The sequence below is a fragment of the Curtobacterium sp. Curtsp57 genome (assembly GCF_047324335.1).
Classification (GTDB): Bacteria; Actinomycetota; Actinomycetes; order Actinomycetales; family Microbacteriaceae; genus Curtobacterium.
Map to the genome: position 1 here is coordinate 2,966,626 of NZ_CP168511.1, position 20,200 is coordinate 2,986,825.

General features: G+C 68.7%; 26 protein-coding genes and 1 tRNA gene. 17 read left to right on the top strand and 10 right to left on the bottom strand.

What is annotated here, in order from left to right; all coding sequences use genetic code 11:
* The first annotated feature begins 11 nt into the window (after nucleotides 1-11).
* From ACEN9V_RS14270 to ACEN9V_RS14325, 12 genes are all read left to right on the top strand, one after another.
* Complete coding sequence (locus ACEN9V_RS14270; protein ID WP_413600851.1) at nucleotides 12-491, top strand: hypothetical protein; 480 nt, start codon at nucleotides 12-14, stop codon at nucleotides 489-491.
* 218 nt (nucleotides 492-709) lie between these two features.
* The gene (locus tag ACEN9V_RS14275) at nucleotides 710-868 is read left to right on the top strand and encodes a hypothetical protein (RefSeq protein ID WP_413600852.1); all 159 of its coding nucleotides are present in this window, start codon (nucleotides 710-712) and stop codon (nucleotides 866-868) included.
* Between the two features lie 9 nt (nucleotides 869-877).
* Nucleotides 878-3,631 (top strand): hypothetical protein, encoded by a 2,754-nt coding sequence (locus ACEN9V_RS14280; RefSeq protein ID WP_413600853.1) that lies wholly within the window; start codon nucleotides 878-880, stop codon nucleotides 3,629-3,631.
* A 2-nt stretch (nucleotides 3,632-3,633) separates the two neighbouring features.
* Nucleotides 3,634-5,112: a hypothetical protein gene (locus ACEN9V_RS14285; RefSeq protein WP_413600854.1), complete on the top strand. Its 1,479-nt coding sequence runs from the start codon at nucleotides 3,634-3,636 to the stop codon at nucleotides 5,110-5,112.
* Nucleotides 5,109-6,248 carry a DUF5047 domain-containing protein gene (locus ACEN9V_RS14290; RefSeq protein ID WP_413600855.1) on the top strand — a complete coding sequence of 380 codons (1,140 nt, stop codon included), beginning with the start codon at nucleotides 5,109-5,111 and terminating at the stop codon, nucleotides 6,246-6,248. Before ACEN9V_RS14285 ends, ACEN9V_RS14290 begins: the two co-directional genes overlap by 4 nt.
* Nucleotides 6,229-7,122 carry a hypothetical protein gene (locus ACEN9V_RS14295; RefSeq protein ID WP_413600856.1) on the top strand — a complete coding sequence of 298 codons (894 nt, stop codon included), beginning with the start codon at nucleotides 6,229-6,231 and terminating at the stop codon, nucleotides 7,120-7,122. Before ACEN9V_RS14290 ends, ACEN9V_RS14295 begins: the two co-directional genes overlap by 20 nt.
* Nucleotides 7,123-7,135: 13 nt before the next feature.
* A complete protein-coding gene (locus ACEN9V_RS14300; RefSeq protein WP_413600857.1) occupies nucleotides 7,136-7,642 on the top strand; it encodes a hypothetical protein in 507 nt (168 codons plus the stop codon).
* 66 nt (nucleotides 7,643-7,708) lie between these two features.
* Nucleotides 7,709-8,479: a hypothetical protein gene (locus ACEN9V_RS14305; RefSeq protein WP_413600858.1), complete on the top strand. Its 771-nt coding sequence runs from the start codon at nucleotides 7,709-7,711 to the stop codon at nucleotides 8,477-8,479.
* Nucleotides 8,476-9,054, top strand: a complete 579-nt coding sequence (locus tag ACEN9V_RS14310; protein WP_413600859.1) for a hypothetical protein — start codon at nucleotides 8,476-8,478, stop codon at nucleotides 9,052-9,054. Before ACEN9V_RS14305 ends, ACEN9V_RS14310 begins: the two co-directional genes overlap by 4 nt.
* A 27-nt stretch (nucleotides 9,055-9,081) precedes the next feature.
* Nucleotides 9,082-9,417 carry a hypothetical protein gene (locus ACEN9V_RS14315; protein ID WP_413600860.1) on the top strand — a complete coding sequence of 112 codons (336 nt, stop codon included), beginning with the start codon at nucleotides 9,082-9,084 and terminating at the stop codon, nucleotides 9,415-9,417.
* On the top strand, nucleotides 9,414-10,121 hold the full coding sequence (locus ACEN9V_RS14320; RefSeq protein ID WP_413600861.1) for a hypothetical protein: 708 nt from the start codon (nucleotides 9,414-9,416) through the stop codon (nucleotides 10,119-10,121). The genes ACEN9V_RS14315 and ACEN9V_RS14320 overlap by 4 nt, the downstream gene beginning before the upstream one ends.
* Nucleotides 10,122-10,136: 15 nt before the next feature.
* Complete coding sequence (locus ACEN9V_RS14325) at nucleotides 10,137-11,672, top strand: GDSL-type esterase/lipase family protein (protein ID WP_413600862.1); 1,536 nt, start codon at nucleotides 10,137-10,139, stop codon at nucleotides 11,670-11,672.
* A 6-nt stretch (nucleotides 11,673-11,678) separates the two neighbouring features.
* On the opposite strand, the gene ACEN9V_RS14330 is transcribed toward ACEN9V_RS14325, so the two are convergent.
* The 5 genes from ACEN9V_RS14330 to ACEN9V_RS14350 form a co-directional block, all read right to left on the bottom strand.
* Nucleotides 11,679-11,870, bottom strand: coding sequence for a hypothetical protein (locus tag ACEN9V_RS14330; protein ID WP_413600863.1), 192 nt, complete (start codon nucleotides 11,868-11,870; stop codon nucleotides 11,679-11,681).
* A 236-nt stretch (nucleotides 11,871-12,106) separates the two neighbouring features.
* Nucleotides 12,107-12,928 (bottom strand): DUF3800 domain-containing protein, encoded by an 822-nt coding sequence (locus ACEN9V_RS14335; RefSeq protein WP_413600864.1) that lies wholly within the window; start codon nucleotides 12,926-12,928, stop codon nucleotides 12,107-12,109.
* 4 nt (nucleotides 12,929-12,932) lie between these two features.
* A complete protein-coding gene (locus ACEN9V_RS14340; protein WP_413600865.1) occupies nucleotides 12,933-13,193 on the bottom strand; it encodes a hypothetical protein in 261 nt (86 codons plus the stop codon).
* Complete coding sequence (locus ACEN9V_RS14345) at nucleotides 13,193-13,486, bottom strand: hypothetical protein (RefSeq protein WP_413600866.1); 294 nt, start codon at nucleotides 13,484-13,486, stop codon at nucleotides 13,193-13,195. The genes ACEN9V_RS14340 and ACEN9V_RS14345 overlap by 1 nt, the downstream gene beginning before the upstream one ends.
* Before the next feature lie 34 nt (nucleotides 13,487-13,520).
* A complete protein-coding gene (locus tag ACEN9V_RS14350) occupies nucleotides 13,521-13,787 on the bottom strand; it encodes a hypothetical protein (protein WP_413600867.1) in 267 nt (88 codons plus the stop codon).
* A 140-nt stretch (nucleotides 13,788-13,927) separates the two neighbouring features.
* Between ACEN9V_RS14350 and ACEN9V_RS14355 the strand changes: the two genes are divergently transcribed.
* Complete coding sequence (locus ACEN9V_RS14355) at nucleotides 13,928-14,629, top strand: DUF2510 domain-containing protein (RefSeq protein WP_413600868.1); 702 nt, start codon at nucleotides 13,928-13,930, stop codon at nucleotides 14,627-14,629.
* A 66-nt stretch (nucleotides 14,630-14,695) separates the two neighbouring features.
* Here the strand turns inward: ACEN9V_RS14355 and ACEN9V_RS14360 are convergent, their stop codons facing one another.
* Complete coding sequence (locus tag ACEN9V_RS14360; RefSeq protein ID WP_413600869.1) at nucleotides 14,696-15,157, bottom strand: helix-turn-helix domain-containing protein; 462 nt, start codon at nucleotides 15,155-15,157, stop codon at nucleotides 14,696-14,698.
* A 71-nt stretch (nucleotides 15,158-15,228) separates the two neighbouring features.
* Complete coding sequence (locus ACEN9V_RS14365) at nucleotides 15,229-15,432, bottom strand: hypothetical protein (protein WP_413600870.1); 204 nt, start codon at nucleotides 15,430-15,432, stop codon at nucleotides 15,229-15,231.
* 273 nt (nucleotides 15,433-15,705) lie between these two features.
* Between ACEN9V_RS14365 and ACEN9V_RS14370 the strand changes: the two genes are divergently transcribed.
* Nucleotides 15,706-15,954 (top strand): DUF3263 domain-containing protein, encoded by a 249-nt coding sequence (locus ACEN9V_RS14370; protein WP_413600871.1) that lies wholly within the window; start codon nucleotides 15,706-15,708, stop codon nucleotides 15,952-15,954.
* 139 nt (nucleotides 15,955-16,093) lie between these two features.
* On the opposite strand, the gene ACEN9V_RS14375 is transcribed toward ACEN9V_RS14370, so the two are convergent.
* Together ACEN9V_RS14375 and ACEN9V_RS14380 are read right to left on the bottom strand one after the other, a co-directional pair.
* Nucleotides 16,094-16,166: transfer RNA gene (locus ACEN9V_RS14375), tRNA-Lys, on the bottom strand.
* A 136-nt stretch (nucleotides 16,167-16,302) separates the two neighbouring features.
* Entirely contained in the window at nucleotides 16,303-16,464 is a 162-nt protein-coding gene (locus tag ACEN9V_RS14380) for a hypothetical protein (RefSeq protein ID WP_165931368.1), read from the bottom strand.
* A gap of 128 nt (nucleotides 16,465-16,592) precedes the next feature.
* Between ACEN9V_RS14380 and ACEN9V_RS14385 the strand changes: the two genes are divergently transcribed.
* The 3 genes from ACEN9V_RS14385 (at nucleotide 16,593) to ACEN9V_RS14395 (ending at nucleotide 19,167) form a co-directional block, all read left to right on the top strand.
* On the top strand, nucleotides 16,593-17,222 hold the full coding sequence (locus ACEN9V_RS14385; RefSeq protein WP_413600872.1) for a DNA-directed RNA polymerase subunit beta: 630 nt from the start codon (nucleotides 16,593-16,595) through the stop codon (nucleotides 17,220-17,222).
* Nucleotides 17,223-17,722: 500 nt separating this feature from the next.
* Nucleotides 17,723-18,322 carry an ECF RNA polymerase sigma factor SigK gene (sigK, locus tag ACEN9V_RS14390; protein ID WP_281265889.1) on the top strand — a complete coding sequence of 200 codons (600 nt, stop codon included), beginning with the start codon at nucleotides 17,723-17,725 and terminating at the stop codon, nucleotides 18,320-18,322.
* The gene (locus ACEN9V_RS14395; RefSeq protein ID WP_281265888.1) at nucleotides 18,319-19,167 is read left to right on the top strand and encodes an anti-sigma factor domain-containing protein; all 849 of its coding nucleotides are present in this window, start codon (nucleotides 18,319-18,321) and stop codon (nucleotides 19,165-19,167) included. The genes sigK and ACEN9V_RS14395 overlap by 4 nt, the downstream gene beginning before the upstream one ends.
* Before the next feature lie 239 nt (nucleotides 19,168-19,406).
* On the opposite strand, the gene pstB is transcribed toward ACEN9V_RS14395, so the two are convergent.
* Nucleotides 19,407-20,186, bottom strand: coding sequence for a phosphate ABC transporter ATP-binding protein PstB (gene pstB / locus ACEN9V_RS14400; protein ID WP_281265887.1), 780 nt, complete (start codon nucleotides 20,184-20,186; stop codon nucleotides 19,407-19,409).
* Nucleotides 20,187-20,200: the final 14 nt, after the last annotated feature.

Genomic DNA, 20,200 nt, shown 5'->3' on the forward strand with positions numbered 1-20,200 from the left:
AGGTCCCAAGCATGAGCGACACGAACGCCTTCGGTCAGCCCACCATCACCCCTCCGCCGCCGCCCGCCGTCCCGTCAGCGGTGCCCGCGGACCAGGAACCGGCCCTCCTCACCGAGCAGGAGCAACTCGCCTCCCTGACCGAGCTCCTCGCTCGCGTCGGTGAGCCCGAGCTCCTCCCGCTGCCGTGGCGCATCCGTCACCGCAACCGTCTCCGGATCCTCGCCGCGCGCCTCTCCGAGCTGCTCGACGACGACGGGAAGCTCACCGTCGACCTCGACGACGTCGCGGACGTCGCCGGCGCGCTCGACTTCTTCGGGGACGTGGACGACTTCTTCGAGTCCGTGGCCGCGAACCCGAATGCGTACGCGACCTGGTCTGCGACACTCGACGACCCCGAGCAGGTTCTGCTCGCGCTCCTGGCGAAGTACGGGAGGGCAGTGGGGGAATCGTCGACGTCTGCGAACGGATCGACGGCTACCGCCTCGAGCTGATCGCGGACTTCCAGTCGATCTACCACCTCAACATCCTCGGCGTCCTCGACGGACGCCTCGACGCCGGATACGCGGCGCAGCTCATCGACGGGCTGCTCGCGTATCCGGCGTCTCTGTTCCGGGCCCGGTGGCTTCGTGAGCACCCGCAGGAGGCGACGTCCGGGAAGCCGGAGCTTTCGTTCGCCGGGTGGTCGCAGGACTCCGCGCTGCTGCTGCGCATGCACAACCTCATCGCCGGCATGGCCGGCGGGAAGCGGGCCAAGGAGCTGATGCTCGACGGCCCGAGCGCCGCCCGGAAGGTCCGCCTGTTCGCGCCCACGATCGCCGAGTTCGACGTCGACGGGTTCATGGAGGTGATCGCCTCCGGCAAGGTCTAGGAGGCTCCCGTGGCGAACAAGGTCTGGGTCGCGGTCGTCCCGAACACGAAGCGGTTCGGCCCGGACGTGCGGAGCTACCTCTCGAAGCTCGAGAAGACCCTGCAGGTCACGGTCAGCCTCGCGATCGACACGGCTCGCGCACGCGCGGACCTGAAGGCCGCGACGGAGCGCATGTCGGCCGCCGGCGTCCGGGTTGGTGTTGACGCGGACACGAAGGACGCCGAGCACCGCATCGACAAGCTCGCCGACAGTCACGACGCGACGATCAACGTCGACGCCGACACGGGTGCCGCGACTGCGCAGATCGCGTACGCAGCGCGGAACCGACGCGTGGATCTCACGCTCGCCGTCTCGAAGAAGTCGCTGGCGTCAGTCGGGACTGCGCTCGCGGCGCTGTCGGGTGCTCGAGTGGCGCAGTCGGCGCTGTCGAACATCGGCACCAGCCTGTCGAACCTCGACCGGTCGGTGCCGGCGATCGCTGGCCTGGCGCTCTCGATCGGCAGCCTCGGGTCCGTCGCGCTGTCGTCGGTGTCCGGACTCGTCACGATGGGTGCCGCTCTGGCGCCGCTTGCCGCTCTCGCCGCACCGCTTCCGGGCCTCCTGCTCGCGGGCGGTGCGGCGATCGGCGTGTTCGCGGCGGCGATGGCGGACGCGGGCGCTCAGCTCGGTTCGCTGAAGCCGGGGTTCGCGGCGCTGCAGGACTCGATCTCGGGGTCGTTCTGGGAGCAGGCGAAGCAACCGATCCTCGACCTGGTGAACGGCGTGCTGCCGTCGCTGCGGGATGGGCTGACGTCGGTCGCGTCGTCGCTGGGGTCCTGGTCGTCGTCGGTCGCGAAGTCGTTCCAGGCTGCGTTCCCGGCGAGCGTGATCGGCACGATCACCGGCGGGCTGTCGGCGGCGATCGACGCTTCGACGCAGGGCACGGACGCGTTCGCCGCGTCGCTGGCGTCGCTGAGCACGTTCGCGGCGCAGTACCTGCCGGGGATCGGGAACTGGTTCTCGGACATCTCGATCCAGTTCAACGACTTCATCCAGACGGTCACGTCGAACGGGCAGCTGGCGGCATGGGTGCAGCAGGCCGGCGTGGTGCTTGGTCAGCTCGGCGCCGTGTTCTCGAACACGTTCGGCATCCTCGGCAACGTCGCGGACGCCGCGTTCGCTGCTGGCGGGTCCGGGCTGCAGACGTTGGCGAACGGGCTCGCGGCGATCAACCAGCTCACCGCTGGGCCCGCGTTCCAGGGTGCGCTCACGACGGTGTTCGAAGGCGCAGCTGCTGGCGCTTCGGGTCTCGCGGCCGCTCTGGGTCCGATCGGTGAGATGTTCGCGAACCTCGCGCCGTCGATCAGTGGTGCGCTGGCGGGTCTGGGTGCGACTGCGGGGGCGCTCATCGGCGGGATCGCGGACGCGCTCAACCAGCCTGGTGTCGGTGCGGGCATCGAGGCTGCCGTGTCCGGGATCGCTGTCGGCATCCAGGGGCTGCTCCCCGCGCTTCCCGCGATGGGGCAGGCACTCGGCGCGCTCATGTCCGTGGTGGGCTCCCTCGCGGCGACGCTCGGGCCGGTGCTCGGTGCAGCGTTCTCCGCGCTTGCTCCTCTGATCACGTCCCTGGCGGCCGCGGTGACGCCGCTGATCCAGCAGCTGGGGCCGGTGTTCACGCAGGTGATCGCCGCGCTTGCCCCGGCGTTCGCGTCGCTCAGTGCGGCGCTGACGCCGCTGATCAGCGCACTCCTGCCACCGCTGATGGCGCTCATCACGTCACTGATCCCGGTGGTCGCGCAGGTCGCTGCGGCGTTCACTCCGCTGATCGCGGCGGTGCTGCCGGTGCTCAACGCTCTCCTGGGTGCGCTGGCGCCGATCTTCGCGGCGATCGCTCCGATCGTCTCGGCGTTGATCCCGGTGATCGTGCAGATCGCGACGGTCCTGTCTCAGGTCCTCGTGGTCGCGTTCGAGGCGATCACGCCGGTGGTCACCGCGGTGGTCGGCGCGATCGTGCCGATCATCCAGTCCCTGGCGACGATCATCTCGGGCGTCGTGAACGTGATATCGGGCCTGCTGACGGGCAACTGGTCGCAGGTGTGGAACGGCGCGAAGCAGATCGTCTCCGGGGTGCTCAGCGCCATCGGCGCGGTGATCTCGGGTGCGTTCAGCGTGATCCGGTCGGTGATCAGTTCGGCCCTGTCGTTCGTGTCGAGCACGTTCAGCAACGTGTTCGGTGCGCTCGGCGGGATCGTCTCGGCCGCGGTCGGCTCGGTCGGTTCCGCGATCGGGAAGATCCAGAGCGTCGTCACGGGTGCCCTCGCGGGTGCAGGGCAGTGGCTGCTCGACGCGGGCAAGAAGATCATCGGCGGCCTGATCGACGGGATCAAGGGCGCGATCGGTGGCGTGAAGGATCTGCTGGGGTCGGTGACGAATCTGATCCCGGAGTGGAAGGGTCCGCCGTCGACAGACGCGAAGCTCCTGTTCAACAACGGCCAGCTGATCATGGGCGGCCTGATGGGCGGTATCGGCTCACAGACGGGCGCGCTGCGTCGTCAGCTCGGTGATGTGACTGACCTTGTCGCGTCGACGGTGCCGGCGCCGAGCCTGACTCGTGCGTCGTCGTTCCCGTCTGGGTCTGCGTCTGGGAGCGCGGCCGCGGTGTACGTCCAGAACCCGTTCACGGGGGAGTACCTGCTGGCGCAGGTGGCGGACGTCGCGGACGGCCGGATCTCGTCGGCGGATGGCCAGTCGCGTCGGATCATCAGCAACGGGAAGAAGGGTTGACGATGGTCGCCGAAGTGGTCGATGGTGGCGGCGCGCTCCGTCCTGGCGATGTTGTGCATCGCTGGACGGGCGCCCCGAACGCCTCGACGTCGGAGGAGTTCACCTCCACCGGGAAGCGCACGAACCTCGTCCTCGACCCGTCGTCCGAGAGTGGCACCCTCTGGGTTGGCGTCGGTCCGAGCTGGACCGGGTCGATCAGCACCGAGAAGGCCAAGTTCGGCACGCACTCGGTCAAGCTTGTTCGCAACACGAGCACGCCCGGGAACGGCTACGCGGTGATGGACGTGCACGGGCTGACGCCCGGGCAGACGTACACGTTATCGATGTACATGGCCGGGGGGACGCCCGGCCAGATCTACGACCTGAAGGGTGCTTCCGGATTCGCCTCCGGCGGCGACCGGGTGTTCTGGACTGCCGGCCTGGAGGAGTGGCACCGAGTGTCCTCAGGGCCGTTCGTGCCGTCGCAAGAGTTCGTCACGTTCTACGTCCTCACGGACGACGCGACGAACTTCGTCAACGGCGCGACGATGTACCTCGACGGGTTCCTGACAGAGCTCGGGAGCACGTTGGGGGACTACTTCGACGGCAGCACGGCGAACGCGTCCGGACCGGCGCTCCCCGTGCTTGACGGTGGCACCGCGACCTACGTGTTCCCCGTTGCGGGTCCCGAGCTCGTCGCGGTGCCGACGATGACGCCCGTGCCGCACGTCGAGATCACGTTCACCGAGATCGACGCCGGCGCGACGCGGGCGACCGTGTACCGTCTCGGCGGCGACCGCGTGATGAAGGTGCGCGGGCTGATCGACGTCGCGGCGTCCGGCGGGTTCGGCGGCATCGACACGGAGCCACCGTTCAACGTTCCGATCACGTACCGGGCGGAGATGTTCGACGCGGCTGGCAGCTCGCTGGGCTACACCGAGTCGTCCACCACGACGGTCCCGTTCCGCGGCACTGTCATTCACCAGCCGATCGATCCGGAGCGGGCCGTGCAGGTCCACCTGGCGCTCGACGCGGTGCCATCGCTGGTTCGGCCGTTCGATGGCGAGATCGTCCGTCCGATCGGGCGCCCGGTCCCCGTCTACGTGGGGACCGGGCGCACCGGGCTGACGGGCGTCGTCCTGAACGCCCTGACCCTGACCGCTGACGACGATGCCGCCATGGCCTCGGTGTTCGGCGGGTACGAGGACATGCAGCTCCCCGTGCTGTGTGTCCGATCGTCGTTGCCGACCGGGCTCCCGGGGACGCTGTTCGTCGTCGTGCAGCAGCCGGAGCGGGTCCCTCAGGACGCGCAGGTCGGCGGCACGGCGGTGCGGTGGCTGCTGACCGGCGACGAGGTCGCCCCGCCCGTCGAGAACGTCGTCGGCGCGCTCCTGGCGTACTCCGACATCGAGAACTCGTTCACGTCGTACTCCGCGATCGAGAACGGGTACCTGACGTACCTCGACCTCGAGACCGACTTCGACCTCAGGGAGGCACGATGACGCGGCAGCGCTCCCTCGAGCTCGCGGAGGTCCTCAGTGGCGGATCGTTCACGATCGAGTACACGGCGGATCTGTTCTACGACGGCACGCGCCTGTTCGAGGGGCTGCCGATCGTGGAGCCGTCGTTCCAGTGGGACGGCTCGGCGGAGGTGGAAGCGTCACACTCGCTGAAGGTGATGTGGACCGACGCGCAGGGAACGTCGCTGTCGCCGAACGATCCGCAGGACTGGCTCGCCCCGTTCGGCTCTCGGCTCGTCATCTACGCCGTCGTCAGCGCCGGCACGGCGTTCACGGAGCGCGTGCAGCTCGGTGACTTCACCATCACGTCCGTCCCGTCCGCGAACGACACCCTGTTCCGGCTCGGCGAGACTCGCATCGTGGTCGGCTCGAAGGTGGAGCTCGAGCTCAAGGACCGCATGGTCGAGGTGCAGCGTGACCGGTTCACGAAGAAGTCCAGCCCGTCGAACATGGCGTCGGTGTGGGCGGAAGCTGCGGCCCTCACGGGGTTCCAGGTGACGAAGTCGCTGCCGGACGCCGCGATCCGCCGCGCGGTCGTGTACGAGGAGAGCCGCATCGCCGGCCTGAAAGACCTGTTCGACATCATCGGTGGCGTCCCGTACATGGCGTCGGATGGCACCCTGACGGCACGACCCGCGGACGCACCGGACCCCGACGGTCACCTGACGGTCGGGCCCGGCGGCACGATCACGCAGGTGGGCGCGTCGCTGGACACGGACGGCGTCTACAACGGCGTGGTGATCCGCTCGGAGACGAGCGACCAGCAGCAGATCCTCGCGGAGCTGTGGATCACGTCGGGGCCGCTGCGCGCGACGGTCGACGGCGGACCACGGACACCGTTCCACCGGGTGCCGTTCTTCTATTCGTCGCCGCAGATCACGACGGACGCGCAGGCACGGTCGGCCGCGCCGAAGCTGCTGGCGCAGAAGTCGCAGCCTCGCGCGTCGGCGCTCGCGATTCAGTGCGTCATCGACCCGACTGTGGAGATCGGGGATGTGCGCACGGTCGACGACGACTCGTCGACGTGGACGGTCCGGCTCACGAAGTACTCGTTCGGTTCCGCCGGCACGATGACGATCACAGGTGAGGTGCTCGACCGTGTCCCCAACCTCCGCTGACAAGATCGCCGAGCAGCTCGCTGCCGTGCCGGAGCTCGACGCGTCGACGATCGGTGTGTTCGCTGGCGTGGACGGCGACCAGGCGGTGGTGAACCTCGACGGGAACCAGCTGCGTGTCCCGGCGCTGGGTGCGCACTGGCCGATCGTCGGAGACGGGGTGCGTCTCCTGCGCGTCGGGAAGACGTACCTGCTGCTCGGCCCGGTGAAGCAGCGGGCGACGGTCGGGAAGGTGCTCACGGCGGGTAGTCCGCGGTGCACGGTCGAGTACCCGCCTGGGTCGGGTGTCAGCGATCTGATGGGGTACCCGACGAACGTCACGCCGGCGGTGGGTGACGTCGTCCTCATCGATTGGCAGGGCGAGGCGGCGGGCACGGTCGTCGCGGTCGTAACGGCCGCTGCGGGGCAGGTGACGCCCGTGCCACCTCCTCCGCCGCCGTCGGGTGGGTCGGGGCGGCAGACGTTCACGGCGATCGACTCCGGGTCGTTCCAGGGCCGCTGGTGGACGAACAAGGTGTACGCGTCCGCGTCGAACAAGTCCGCGTTCTTCTACGGCTCGAAGGTCGGCGACACGCTCCCGAACGATGCGGTGATCGACGCGATCTCGATCTACCTCAGCCCGGAGCGGAACAGCGGCAACCAGCCCCGTATCGGCACGCACGGCTACCAGTCGAACCCGGGCGGGCAGCCCGTCATCAACAATCTGGTGTCGCTGGCGAACGCGTCCGGCTGGGTTCCACTGCCGACGTCGTTCGGTGACCAGCTGAAGGCGGGCGCTCAGTGGGGTGTCGGGTTCGACGGCGCCGGGTTCGCGATCTTCCGAGGCACGCAGCAGGACGGCCAGGCCGGCGCGCTCGACATCACCTGGCACACCTGATGGAAGGACGAGCATGACGACGACACCGGAGCCCGTGAAGGGCGTCCCTCGCATCGAGGGCGATCCGTCGCCGACGATCCGCGCGGACCACAACGATCTCGCCGACTGGGTCCGGGACCATGCCGGCGAGTGGTACCCCTCGACCGACGCGCTCCCCGGCGACGGCAACTGGCCGGGTCGGCAGGCGTTCGTCGGGGCATCGGACTGGCCGTACGTGTGGAAGAGCAGCGCGGCGGGGTGGGCGCCGCTGGTGCCGCTCGAGAAGCGTGTCGGATTCAACGACGTCACCGCCGCGAACGGGATCCTCGTCGTCCGCCACGGTCTCGGGTTCGTCCCGAACTGGTTCCAGATCACCATGCGCAACGCTGGGGTCGACGCGGTCGCGCTGGTCGCTGACTGCATCGTCTGGGACAACCCGGCAACGAGTCCGACGTCGGTGCAGATCCGCGCGAAGAACACCACGAACGGCACCTGGCTCGGCAACAACCGTGTCGCCGGGTACCTCACCGCGGGCATGTAGCCCGCGCACATCGCAGTCTCACGCCGTCCCGACCGGGGCGGCGTTCGTCGTTAAGGAGCACAGCTCGTGACCGTGATCGACGTGTCCAACGCACCGTCGGTGTTCGCCTCGATGGCGGGCCTCGGCGACAACGGAGTCCGCTACGGCGCGGGCCGGAACCAGCCCGGGAAGTGCACGCGGTGGAACTGGCTCGCGCTCGGCGCGTTCCACAACACCACTGGCCTACCGCACGCTGTCGCTGCGTGGGCGAACGCGCCCGCCGAGCATCGGCACACTCTCGAGCAGCGGCCGTTCCGCGGCGCGATCGCGTCGTTCGGCGCGACGGACGGCCCGCGGTGGGCGGGCGACGAGAACTGGATGTACGGCGACGTCGCGATGTTCACCGGCGTTGGCCTCGACTCGGCCGATTGGCGCGACTGGGAACTCGTCGGCACCGACGCGGCCGGCGTCGGCGTCATCTCGACCGTCACGTTCGGTCGCCGTCAGGTGCAGACCGGCGGGCGCCGCATCAACGGATGGCAGTCGTCGTACGGCGGCGCTGTCCTCTCACCCGGTGGCGGCGCTGGTGCGCCGATCACCGACACCGTCACACCGACCGTCCCAGAGGAGGACGACATGTCATTCAAGCCGCTGGTCGCGAAGACCCTCATCGGAAAGGGGCCGGGCACCGACACCTGGCTCTTCGACCGGAACACGAAGACCTACGACCACATCCGCAACGCGAACGAGCTCGCGCTCGCCGCGCAACTCGGCGCCGTCGTCCTCGACGGGCCGCAGCCGAAGGACATGTTCCGCGGCTTCCGCTACACCGACGTCGACGGGAAGGGCATCCGATGACCACCACCAGCACCCGCTACCTCGCAGCGATCCTCCCTCTCGGCGTCGCCGTGCTGGGCGTGTTCGACGCGGCACAGCGCACCGGCACCGCCCTGCTCGGGTGGCAGACCATCACGCAGCTCATCCTGCTGCTCGCGACGACGGGAGCGGCGCTCGTGCTGCCGCTCGTGCCCGGGAAGTGGGCCGGCGCGCTCAAGACCGGAGCAGCGATCGTCGGCGCGATCGTGTCGGCTCTGATCGCGACGATCCCGGACGGCCACTTCACGCAGGCCACGCTGATCCTGTTCCTCACCGCGGCGCTGAAGGCCGTCGCGGTGCAGGTCGGCGTGACGGTGCGGACTGACGCTGCGAAGGTCGTCGACGCTGGCTCGACTTCGGACCCTGGCGTGCCGAGCATCACGACCGTGTCAGCGAGCCCGGAGCCGCTCGACGCCGAGGACCTCGACTTGTCCCCGTTCGTCACGCACACCACCGCGCCGGACGGCTCGCTCGTCCCGGTGGTCGGCGGGGCCGAGTCGGAGCAGTCGGGCACCGTTCCGGACGACGACGCCCCGAAGCACCTCGCGACGTCCTGACCGCCCTGAGCCATGGAAGGGGGACCCGTGCCTGAGCCACAGGGACCGGAACCCACCGGGTGGGAGCTCATGCGGGGCCTCGAGCGGGTTCAGCAGTCGATCGACTCCCTCGGCGGAAAGGTCGTTACGCAGGCCGCTTATGACTCGGACAAGCGCGCGATGGAGGAGTGGAAGAGGTCGATCCGCGACGAGATCGATGGCTTCCACACGAAGTCGTCGGAGCGCGACCGCGCGGAAGCCGCACAGCGCGCCGACGCGGACCGCATGCGGAAGACCATGACGCTCTCCGTCGCGCTCGCGATCGCAGGTCCCATCATCACGGCGATCGTCGGCATTCTGCTCGCTCGAGGAGGTTCACCGTGACCCGCTCACGCCTGGCGCTGCGGTTCGTCCGCAGCCTGTTCACCGCTGCGTGGCAGTCGGTCATCACCTGGGTCGTCGTCGTAGCGGCGATCTCGGCGGTCATCGCGCTCGTCGCGTCACAGGTCGCGACGATCGACGCGCTGCGCACTCGGAACTTCCAGCTCGGAGCGTCGAGCTCGGAGGCCGCGAAGCGGTACGACCGGCTGTTCGACGAGTACTCGAAGCTGTACGACGAGTCCGAGCAGCAGGGCGTCCGACCATCCACGACGAACCCGGACGATGTGCCGTCGGCTCCGACCTCCGGTGCGACCGGTGCCACGGGCGCGGCCGGTGTCCCTGGCGCGGACGGGGCGGACGGCTCGGACGGTCGCGACGGCGTCGACGGCAAGGACGGGGCGGCGGGCATCCCAGGAGCTGCAGGCGCAGCCGGTGACATGGGCGTGCCTGGTCAGACCGGCGCAACCGGGACCACCGGGGCGACCGGGCCGCAAGGCCCCACCGGCGCGACCGGACCGGCCGGAGCGGACGGCAAGGACGGATCCGACGGACGAGATGGTCGCGGCGTCTCCTCGGTCACGTGCGTCGCCACGGACTCCGGGACGGCCTACCGGTTCACCTTCACCGACAGCACCACCACGGACGTGTCAGGAGACTGCACTCCGACGATCAGCACGCCGACCGACCCGGCCACGCCGGAGCAGTAGAGGAAGCAGGGCAGCATGGCCGACTACAAGCAGATCAGGCTTCGCCGAGACACGTGGGAAGTCTGGTCCGCGGCGAACCCGGTGCTCGAGGCCGGCGAGCCGACCGTGGTCATCGACCCGGGCAACGAGCATGACGGGGAGTACCGGACGGGCGACGGGATGACCGCCTTCCTCGACCTTCCGCTCGACGACCAGAAGGCAATCGACGCTGCCCTCGGGAAGTACACGAAGCCGACCAGCGGGATCCCGAAGACGGACCTCGCTTCGGACGTCCGCGCCGCCCTCGATCGCGCCGTCGCGGCGGCTCTGACGATCAACGGCGTCAGCCCCGACGGGAACGGGAACATCGTCGTCACCGCCGGCCGGCAGACGATGACGCTGCAGGGCACGAGGTACTACGCGTACGGGCACTCGTTCGGGCAGCAGCAGACGCCGGTGAACGCCGGCGCGAGCAGCCTGTACCCGCTGCGCGTTCGCGACGATCTCGACACGGACGCGTCGCTGTTCGTGAACCAGACGGTGAGTGGCGCTCGCGCGGCCGACATTCTCGCCAAGGTGAAAGCGACCTGGCAGCGCGGCGACTACGGCGTCGTGACGTTCATGGGGAACCAGAACGACGTCGGCAACCAGGTCCCGGAGGCCACGTTCAAGGCGAACGTGAAGGGCATCATCGACTGGGTCCGCGGGCCGGGCGAGTTCGTCCCGACGGTCGTCGTCGTGCTCGACACGAAGTGCACGGCCGCTGGGTACGCGCGCTACTCGACGCCGCCGACGGACGCGGACGTCGACCGGTACAACCAGTACTTGCGCGACGTCGTGGCGCAGTACCCGACCGATGGGTCCGTGGTCATCGCGGATCCTGCGACGGGCTGGAACACGGCCACGATGGTCGGTCCGGACGGGCAGCACCCGAACGACCGCGGGTCGGCGTTCATCGCCCAGGCGATCGAGACCGCGCTCGGCGCGGTGTCGTACCGGGAGGGCCAGAACTACGGCATCAAGGCGCCGACGCAGTTCTACGACTCCTTCAACCGGCCGAACAGCACCAGCCTCGGGTCGAACCTCTACGCGCAGGGATACTCGATCCTCGGCGGCAGCACGTTCGGGACGATCGCGAACAAGGCGTACCGGTCGGACTCCGGCGCGGTCGGTGAATCGTGCGCCGTGTACGACTCCGGGAAGGGCGACGTCGACCTGTCGCTCACGATGTCGGCGATCACGTCGAAGGGCTCCGGCCCGGTGTGGCGGGCGGCCGACCTGTCGAACATGTGGGCGCTCGACGTCTTCAACACCGGCGTCGGGAACGCGAAGGTGTACACGAAGACCGCGGGGAGCTTCACGCAGGTCGGGTCCGCGCTGACCGTCGAGGTGAAGTCGGGCTCCGTGGTCCGCGTCGTGCACACGGGTGGGACGCTGACGATCTACGTCGACGGGGTGTCCGCGTTCACCGCGACGGGGCAGACGGCGATGGCGTCGAACACGAAGCACGGGTTCCGCATCACGGACCTGAGCAGCGCCGGCGGGCGTCTCGACGACCTGGTGATCAAGTAGTCGGGATCACCAGGAGCGGGTCGCTGCGGCGCGTTCCTCGCACTCGGCGGAGCCGCAGAGGAGCTCGCCGTAGTTCGCGTCCCAGTGGCCGGCGTTGCGGGGCACGAGCTCGCCGCAGACCTCGCAGGTCACGGCGTCGTGCGGCCGCTTCGGGTCGTGCCGCTCGAGGACCGCGCGGATCGCGTTCATGAGACTCACCAGCACACCGTAGCCCGCCGCTTCGGGAGACACAACGAGACCCCCACCGGGTTCCTTCGGGAGCCTGGTGGGGGTCTTTCGTCGTGGCGTCCGCGGCGTTCGAGGGAATGTCATCCCAACGTGCTAGGTTGCACTGAACGAGCCTCCAAGAGGCCACGGGGAAGAACACCAGGTCTGCTGCCAGACCCTTCCGACGCTGATCGGTTGCGGTGCCTCGGGCCGCTTGGGGGCTCGTTTCACACCCCGCCGCTCGGCCACCAGGGGAACGAGCTCATCGTGTTGGGCTGAGCCATCACCTTGAAGCCGTACCCATCGCTCCTGCCCTGCCAGTTGCGTCGGATCAGCGGGCGTGCGTGTAGGAGATGCTGTGGCTCGAAGCCCCCGAATTCATCGGGCTTCAGCGCTGCCGAGAGCATCCCGGCGAACTGGTCTGCCGCTTGCATGCCGCCGTTCGACATCATCCCTAGGAATCGTGGAACGCCTTCGAGCAGACCCCAGTTGGCAGGGCCTTGCGCTCGTGAGCGCTTCAGCGCGAAGTAGTTGAGGGTCTCGTCATGGTTGAACCCCCGGACGTGACCAAGGTCGACCTTGAGGTCCCGGGCGCCCCCAGGCCAATGCTCGGCAGTTAGCAGGAGCCGCTCCATCAGAAGGCCAGCGGTGTAGTTGTAGAACGTTGCTTGTGAGGATCGCAATCCCGCAGTCGCCGGGATGGCAGCCTTTTCGAAGATGACGTAGTTGAGGACGATCCCGGGAACGGCGGTGAGCGTGGTCGTGACGAACTGACGTCGTGAGAACCGCTTCACGTGCTCCTGCCAATGGAGCGCTTTGTTGGCAGGCACGCGAAGTTGCTGGCGCAGATAGATCACCGCCCGCTGCAACTGCGGATACGCTTCCTCGGCTATAGAGACTCCGGCCATCGCGAAGAATCGTGAGCTTGTCGGACCAACGCCACGGTCGCCAGTCTCATCCACGAACGCGAGAACACGCGGCCGCGACGTCGTTGGCTGCGGACGTGCAACGAAGGTAGTCGACACCGTTTCCCTCCCGAGGGTCGCCACAACCCTAGATCACCTCAGGTTTCCAGACGGCGTCTCGCCAGACCCACGCGCTCTCGGCGGCCTGCCCGAACCCCCACTCGACGAGCACGGCGCGCTCCGTGTGCGCCAGGACATGCGCCTCCACCTCGAGGTGCCGGTCGGGGAACGTGATCCACGCGAGGACCGCGTCGGGCGCTGGCAGGTCGTAGATGGGACCGCCGTACGCCGCCTCGGGGAGGCTGAGCGCGGGGCCGAGCGCCCATCGGTCACGGCGCCGGCGAGCCATCAGTCGCGGCGAGGTGCGAGCGTGCGGGTGGTCACGGTGTCGCGGGGCACCCAGGCGCGCTGCAGCCGTCCCTGCCACGCGATCTCGACGAACACGGCGACGTCGGATCGAGCGACGGCGAACGCCTTCACCTTTTCGAGCACGCCGATTTGCTCGAACCGGAGCCGGGACACCCAGACCGGCTGTGGCGGGTCAACCGGCTGTGGGGTGCCGACGGCGTCGGCGGGCATCGATTCCGCGGCGTAGATCGGGACGTCCTGGTGCTCGGGCGGTGCCCACTTGTGGTCGGTCACCGCAGCAGGATCATGTGCACCACCGACATCGCGGTCACACCTCTGGCTGCGGGAGTCCGTCGATGACCCGCAGCACTTCGGCCCAGCTGTCGAAGGTGGCGTCGTCCTCGTCGACCATCGGTGACGCTGGCCGAACGTGCCATCGGTACTCGCTCTCGGGGGTGTGCCGCACTGTCGCGACTCGGACGCCGGCACGGACGAACACCCACAGGTCTGGGCGGCCGCGCGTCACCTGAGTCACGCCGGCGGGAAGATCGAGGATCATCGGTTCGTCGAGGGGCATCACCATCGGATCGGTCATGGTGGAAGGCTGGCACGCTTCCTAGCGGACCGGGGCGCCACGCCGGCCAGCTCGGTTACGGAACGTCATCGCGGACACCGTAAGCCAAGCCCCGCGGACGTGGGCTGTTCGGTCTCACAGGTCGCCGCTACGCTGCGACCATGACGAACACACCGCCGCCCCCTGCAGGCTTCTATCCGGACGCGCAGGGCACGAGCCGCTGGTGGGACGGCCAGCAGTGGACCGAGCGGACGCAGGAGAACGCTCCGCAGCGCGCCGGGCTCGGGGCGAAGCTCGCGGACGCTGGACGGGCGATGGTCACCCGCGAGGCGCAGGCGTACCCGGACACCATCTGGTCGGCGGTGGGGAAGCCTCTGACCGGCATCGGCGGCGGTCGGTACACGCTGACGCCGGAGTACCTGTACTTCGAGTCGGGCACGATCCGGACGAACGCGCAGCAGATCCGAACGCACGAGATCTTCGACGTCGACGCGAAGCAGTCCATGGCCCAACGTGCTCGGGGGCTGGGGACCATCACGCTGCACGCGAGGCGTGCAGACGGATCGAGCGAGACGGTGGTGCTCGAGGACATCCCGAACTTCCGCGAGGGGGTCACTGCCCTGAACGACGCCGCGTACACCGCGCGGGAGGCTCTACGCGTCCGCGAGACTACGCAGCACGTGAACTACCAGGGGTCGCCGTTCCCGCACGCCGCAGCGCCCGCTCAGGCCCCGGCCGCGCCGGCGCCCTCCGCCGCGTCGGACCTGAACGCGGAGCTTGAGCGGCTCGCGGGCTTCCACCAGTCCGGCGTCCTCACGGACGAGGAGTTCACTGCGGCGAAGCGGAAACTGCTCGGTCTCTGACCAGATGGAAACGCCCCCTCGACGTACTCCTCACGGAGCGTTCGAGGGGGCGTTCTGTCGTCGAGGTCACACGGGGCTGGTGTCCGTGCTGTTGTGCACCCGGCCGGTGACCTCGTTCGTGGCGAGGACGGTCGAGTTTCCGACCTTCCGCGCCGTGACGAACTGGCCGGCGTCGATCATCTGCTGAACCCGCTGACGCGACACCTGCAGGATCTCGGCCGCCTGGGCGACGCTCACGAGGTCGGGGATCTGAGCGAACCCCTGCATCGCGTCGTACTCGTCTCCGTCGCGACTCTCGATGGTGACGGCTTTCGCGCCAGCGAGCTGCTGTGCCGCGACGACCCCGCGCGCGGTCGCCATGTAGACGTCGTCGGCCGGGACGCTGAGCTGGACGTCGAGACGTCCAGCGGGCGAGGTGCCGACGGCGGGGGAGTAGCCGAGCTGGTCGAGGTACTCGCGGACACCTTCGATCTGTTCGGTGGTGGGCTGGTTGACGTCGAGCTCGACGTACACGGCGTGGTGCTTCATGGTTCCTCCTGACAGAATGGGCGGGACCCGGGGCCGGGAGACGCTTGCTTCGTCTCCCGGCCCCTTCGTGGTCACCGTGTGGGCGGCCACTCGAATCCGGCCCGTCGAGCCTTTGCGATCCCGTTGCGCAGGGATCGCCAGTCGCTGGCGGTGCCGGAGAAGGTCACGATCAGCACGCCGTCGCGGTACACCATGACGTGCTGGCGCTTCGTGATCTCGACCCCGAAGCCCTGCTTCTGCAGTGCTCCGATGATCTTCTTCAGGTCCTTGTCCATTCTGTCTTCCTCCTTCCTGTTTGACAAGATGATCGTATCATAGTCCTTGTCAGTTGACAAGCGAAGGAGTTGGGTCAATGTCGGCGGCGGCTCGCACACTGGAGGGATGAACCCAACGTGCGTGACATGTGGCGAACCGATGACGATGCATCTCGTCGAGGGTGGTCCGGTGATCATCAAGACGTCGTGGGGGTCTCCTCGGGTGAACGACGAGTGGCGGTGCCCGAACGGCCACCGGCGTCCCCTGACCGACTCGGAAGATCGGATGTTCCAGTGACGGGGGATGAGCGGGCGATTTTGGCGTTCGAGGAGCGTCACCCTGCGAACGACCGAGGCAAGGAGGCCGCTGTGCACGAGGCGTTCGGGATCTCGTGGGTGCGGTACCGGCGGGTGCTGCTTCGGCTCGTGCAGCGACAGGACGTCCTCAAGGAGTTCGCGATCGTCTCGCACCGCGTCGCGCATTCGGCCGAGGCTGGCCTGCGCGCGCGGGCGGCCCGATCGTTCTCAACGCTGGCGGGTTGATTTCTCACGGATCAACCCCTGGTGGTTGCGGAGAAGCCGCGGCGCTGTGCCCCACGTCTGCCCCACGTCTGCCCCACGAGGCCCTTGAACGCAGAAGCCCCGGCTAGACCGAATGCGGTCTGGCCGGGGCTTTTCTGCGTGGGCCCCGTGGGGCTCGAACCCACGACCCTCGGATTAAAAGTCCGGTGCTCTACCAACTGAGCTAGAGGCCCTCGGCGTCCAGGCTACCGGGACGGGCACGCCGACAACGAACGAGTGCGCAGTACTGGGGCCTCCACGCGATGGGAGCCCCCGGCTACTGCGCACTCGTTCGATCTCAGGCCGGCACCACGTCGGGCGCCGACGAGGTCAGCTCCGGCGGCCGGTCAAGGTCCGGAGCAGCCAGGCGATGATCGCGATGACGAGCAGCACGACGCCGACCCACAGCAAGAACTTCAGGCTCGCGGCGAATCCGCCGACGAACAGCAGGATGACGGCGATCACGGCCAGGATGATGAGCAGGGCGTTCACGAGGTTCCTCTCTTCTACGTCCAGGAGGAGTGCCTCCCTTACGCACGAGCACGGTACCCGTCACCGCTGCTGTCCGTTCGGGGCGAACGGAGGGCGGGCGTGTCACCGGCGGCGCCTACACTGCTGCGGTGCCTCGCGATCACCACCGTCCCGTCCACTTCACCGACGCCGAGTTCGCCGCCATCCAGGGTGGCGAGGACCCAGCGCTGGTGAACCGTGTCGCGCACGAGACCGCGAACGCGCTGCTCCACCGTGTCCGGCAGGACCCGGATCCCGAGGTGGTGGAGCGACTCGTGACGTACACGGACGTGCACGGCATCGAGGCCGTGGCGGAGCTCTGGGCCCGCGTGGGAGCGCACACCCTGCCAGGCGCGCTCTGGCGGATCTACCTCATGCGGACGGTGATCCGGCAGAACCCGGACGAGATCGCGTTCCTCTTCACGCGCGGGACGGAGCGCATCGGCACGATCGACCAGGCCGTCGCGGGTGCTGAGGCGCCGACGGGGCCCGCCGAGATCCTGACGCTCGCGGACAGCATCCTGCACGGTCTCTACACCGGCGACTTCGCAGTGGCGCTCGACCGCGGTGCCGCGTTCTGCCGCCTCGCCGCAGCGGGAGCCACGAGCGTCGCCGACGACTCCGACCTCACGGCAGAGGAGCGGGCGAGCGTGCTGACGGTCCGTGCCTTCCGGCTGTCCGAGCTGGCGGAGGACCTGTCCGCGGCTGCCGCGCTGTGGCGCCGCGACGCCCTGGACTGAGCCGACCACCCGACGAAACCGGGGCGGACGACCCGCACCGAGCCTCCAGACCGGACGACCGGACCAACCGGAGACCGGACCAACCGGAGACCGCACGACCGGTCAGAAGGCAGAGAAAAACCGGGCCGCAGAAGCGCCTCTCGGCGCGAGGCCGCTCGAAGCGGCGAATTTTGGAGCCCGGGGCTTGCTGCGGCCCGGCGACATCGATTCTACGAGACACCTGCCGTGCGCGCGCCCGTGTTCACTCTCGGTGGACACATCGATCTCGGGCGCGCCATGAACGCGTGACGATCCTCGCCGGGATCCCGAGCAATCCGACTGGACGAGGGTGCCGAATCATCAGCGTGACGGATCCCATGGGCCGCCACACAGCGAGGGCTCCCCGTGCGACCCGACCCGGCTCACCCGGCCGGAGTAATTCCCTGCGGATCGCACGGGACCCTCGCTGCCAAGAACCGCAGCATGGAGCAACCCGGACACCGGAAGGAGGAAAACCTGCAATGCTTGCCATCGTGGAACGCGACACCGAACGCTGGAGCTCGACCGAGCCGGTTCCGTCGTCGCCGGATTCCCTCCTCCTCCGCGTCGCCCAGGGCGACCAGCAGGCCTTCTCGGAGCTCTACGACGAACTCGCCGGCCGCGTCCTCGGACTCATCACGCGCCTCCTCAAGGACCGCGCCCAGTCCGAAGAGGTCGCACAAGAGGTCTTCCTCGAGGTCTGGCAGCAGGCCGCCAAGTTCGACACCACCCGGGGCAGCGCCTCGAGCTGGGTGCTGACGATGGCCCACCGCCGCGCGGTGGACCGGGTGCGTGCCGCGCAGGCCTCCCGTGACCGCGACACCAAGATCGGGATCCGCGACTTCGAGTCCGGCTTCGACCAGGTGTCCGAGTCCGTCGAGATCCGGATCGAGCACGAACGGGTCAGCAGGGCCCTCGCCCGCCTGACCGAGTTCCAGCGGCAGGCCGTCCAGATGTCCTACTACGGCGGCTACTCGCACAGCGAGATGGCCGAGCTCCTCGGGGTGCCGATCGGCACCGTGAAGACCCGTCTCCGCGACGGGATGATCAGACTGCGCGACGAGATGGGAGTGGCGTCATGACCGAACGACACGACGATCCCGCACTCCTCACGGGTGCGTACGCGCTCGACGCGCTGAGCGACGCCGAGCGACGCGAGGTCGAAGCGGCACTCGCCGAGTTCCCGGAACTCCGTGCAGAGGCCGACTCGCTCTCCGAGACCGCCAGGGCCCTGGCCTACGCGGTCGAGCCGATCGAGCCGCCGGCATCCCTCAAGGCCTCGCTGATGGCCGCGATCCAGACCACGCCGCAGGTCGCTCCCGACACCGGTCGGGCTGCGCAGTCGGTCCCCGCCACCGTCCAGGAGGCTCCGATCGCCTCCGTCACGGACGTCACCTCCGGGGGTGGCTCGGCCAGTGCCGCGGCTCGCCGTCGGTGGTTCCAGCGTCCGGCAGCGATGCTCGGTGCCGCTGCTGCGGTCGGTGTCGTGTTCCTCGGCGTCGGACTCGGCGCGGGTGGGGCGATCTTCGGCCAGGACTCCGGCCCGGGGACCAGCGCGTCCCAGGCGGCGTCCGGCCTCGACCAGATCTACGCCGCTGCCGACTTCAAGCGCTCCACCTCCCCGGTGACCGGCGGCGGCTCTGCCACGGTCGTGTGGTCGGACCAGCTCGGCAAGTCCGCCGTCATCCTCGACGGGGTGGCCGCTGCGCCGAAGGACAAGACCTACCAGCTCTGGTACATCGGCTCCGAGGCGTCTGGCGGCACGATCGAGTCCGCCGGCCTGATGAACGACGTCGACGGCGGTGTCCGCTCGGCCGTGCTCAGCGGTGCGAAGTCCGCCGGGGCGGCGGTCGGCATCACGGTTGAGCCCGCCGGTGGGTCGAAGCAGCCGACGACGACGCCGATCGTCGCGGTGCCCACGGCGTAGGTCCGTCCGCCCGCGCCCTTCGCCGGTCGCCCGCACGCGTGCTGGCGTCGCCGCCCGACTCGGAACGACGAAGTCGCCGCCCGATCCGGAACGACGAAGTCGCTGTCGTACGACAGCGACTTCGTCGTTCGTTGCGTGCGCCGACCCCTGGCACCCGCAAACGACGACAACGCCGATGTCGTACGACATCGGCGTTGTCGTTCTGCGTCAGCGCGAGACCGACCCCAGAACCCGCACGCTCACCCGAAGCGGCCGGAGACGTAGTCCTCGGTGGCCTGCACGGACGGGTTCGAGAACATCGTCGCGGTGTCGTCGAACTCGATGAGCTTCCCGGGAGCACCCGTGCCGGCGATGTTGAAGAACGCGGTCTTGTCGCTCACGCGCGAGGCCTGCTGCATGTTGTGGGTCACGATCACGATCGTGAACTCCTTCTTCAGCTCCTCGATGAGGTCCTCGATCGCGAGCGTGGAGATCGGGTCGAGCGCCGAGCACGGCTCGTCCATCAGGAGCACGTCGGGCTGCACGGCGATCGCCCGCGCGATGCAGAGACGCTGCTGCTGACCGCCGGACAGGCCCATGCCGGGCTTGTCGAGGCGGTCCTTGACCTCGTTCCAGAGGTTCGCGCCCTGCAGGGAACGCTCGACGATGTCGTCGGCCTCGGACTTCGAGATGCGCTTGTTGTTGAGCTTCACGCCCGCGAGGACGTTGTCCTTGATGGACATCGTGGGGAACGGGTTCGGACGCTGGAACACCATGCCGACCTGACGGCGGACGATGACGGGGTCGACGCCGGGGGCGTAGAGGTCGTCGCCGTCCACCTTCACGGAGCCCTCCACGTACGCGCCGGGGATGACCTCGTGCATGCGGTTGAGCGTGCGGAGGAACGTGGACTTGCCGCAACCGGACGGGCCGATGAACGCGGTGACGGTGCGGGGCTCGATCGTCATGTCGACGCCCTCGACCGCCTTGAACTTCGAGTAGTAGACGTTGAGGCCGTCGACCTCGATGCGCTTGGACACAGTGGACCTTCCGG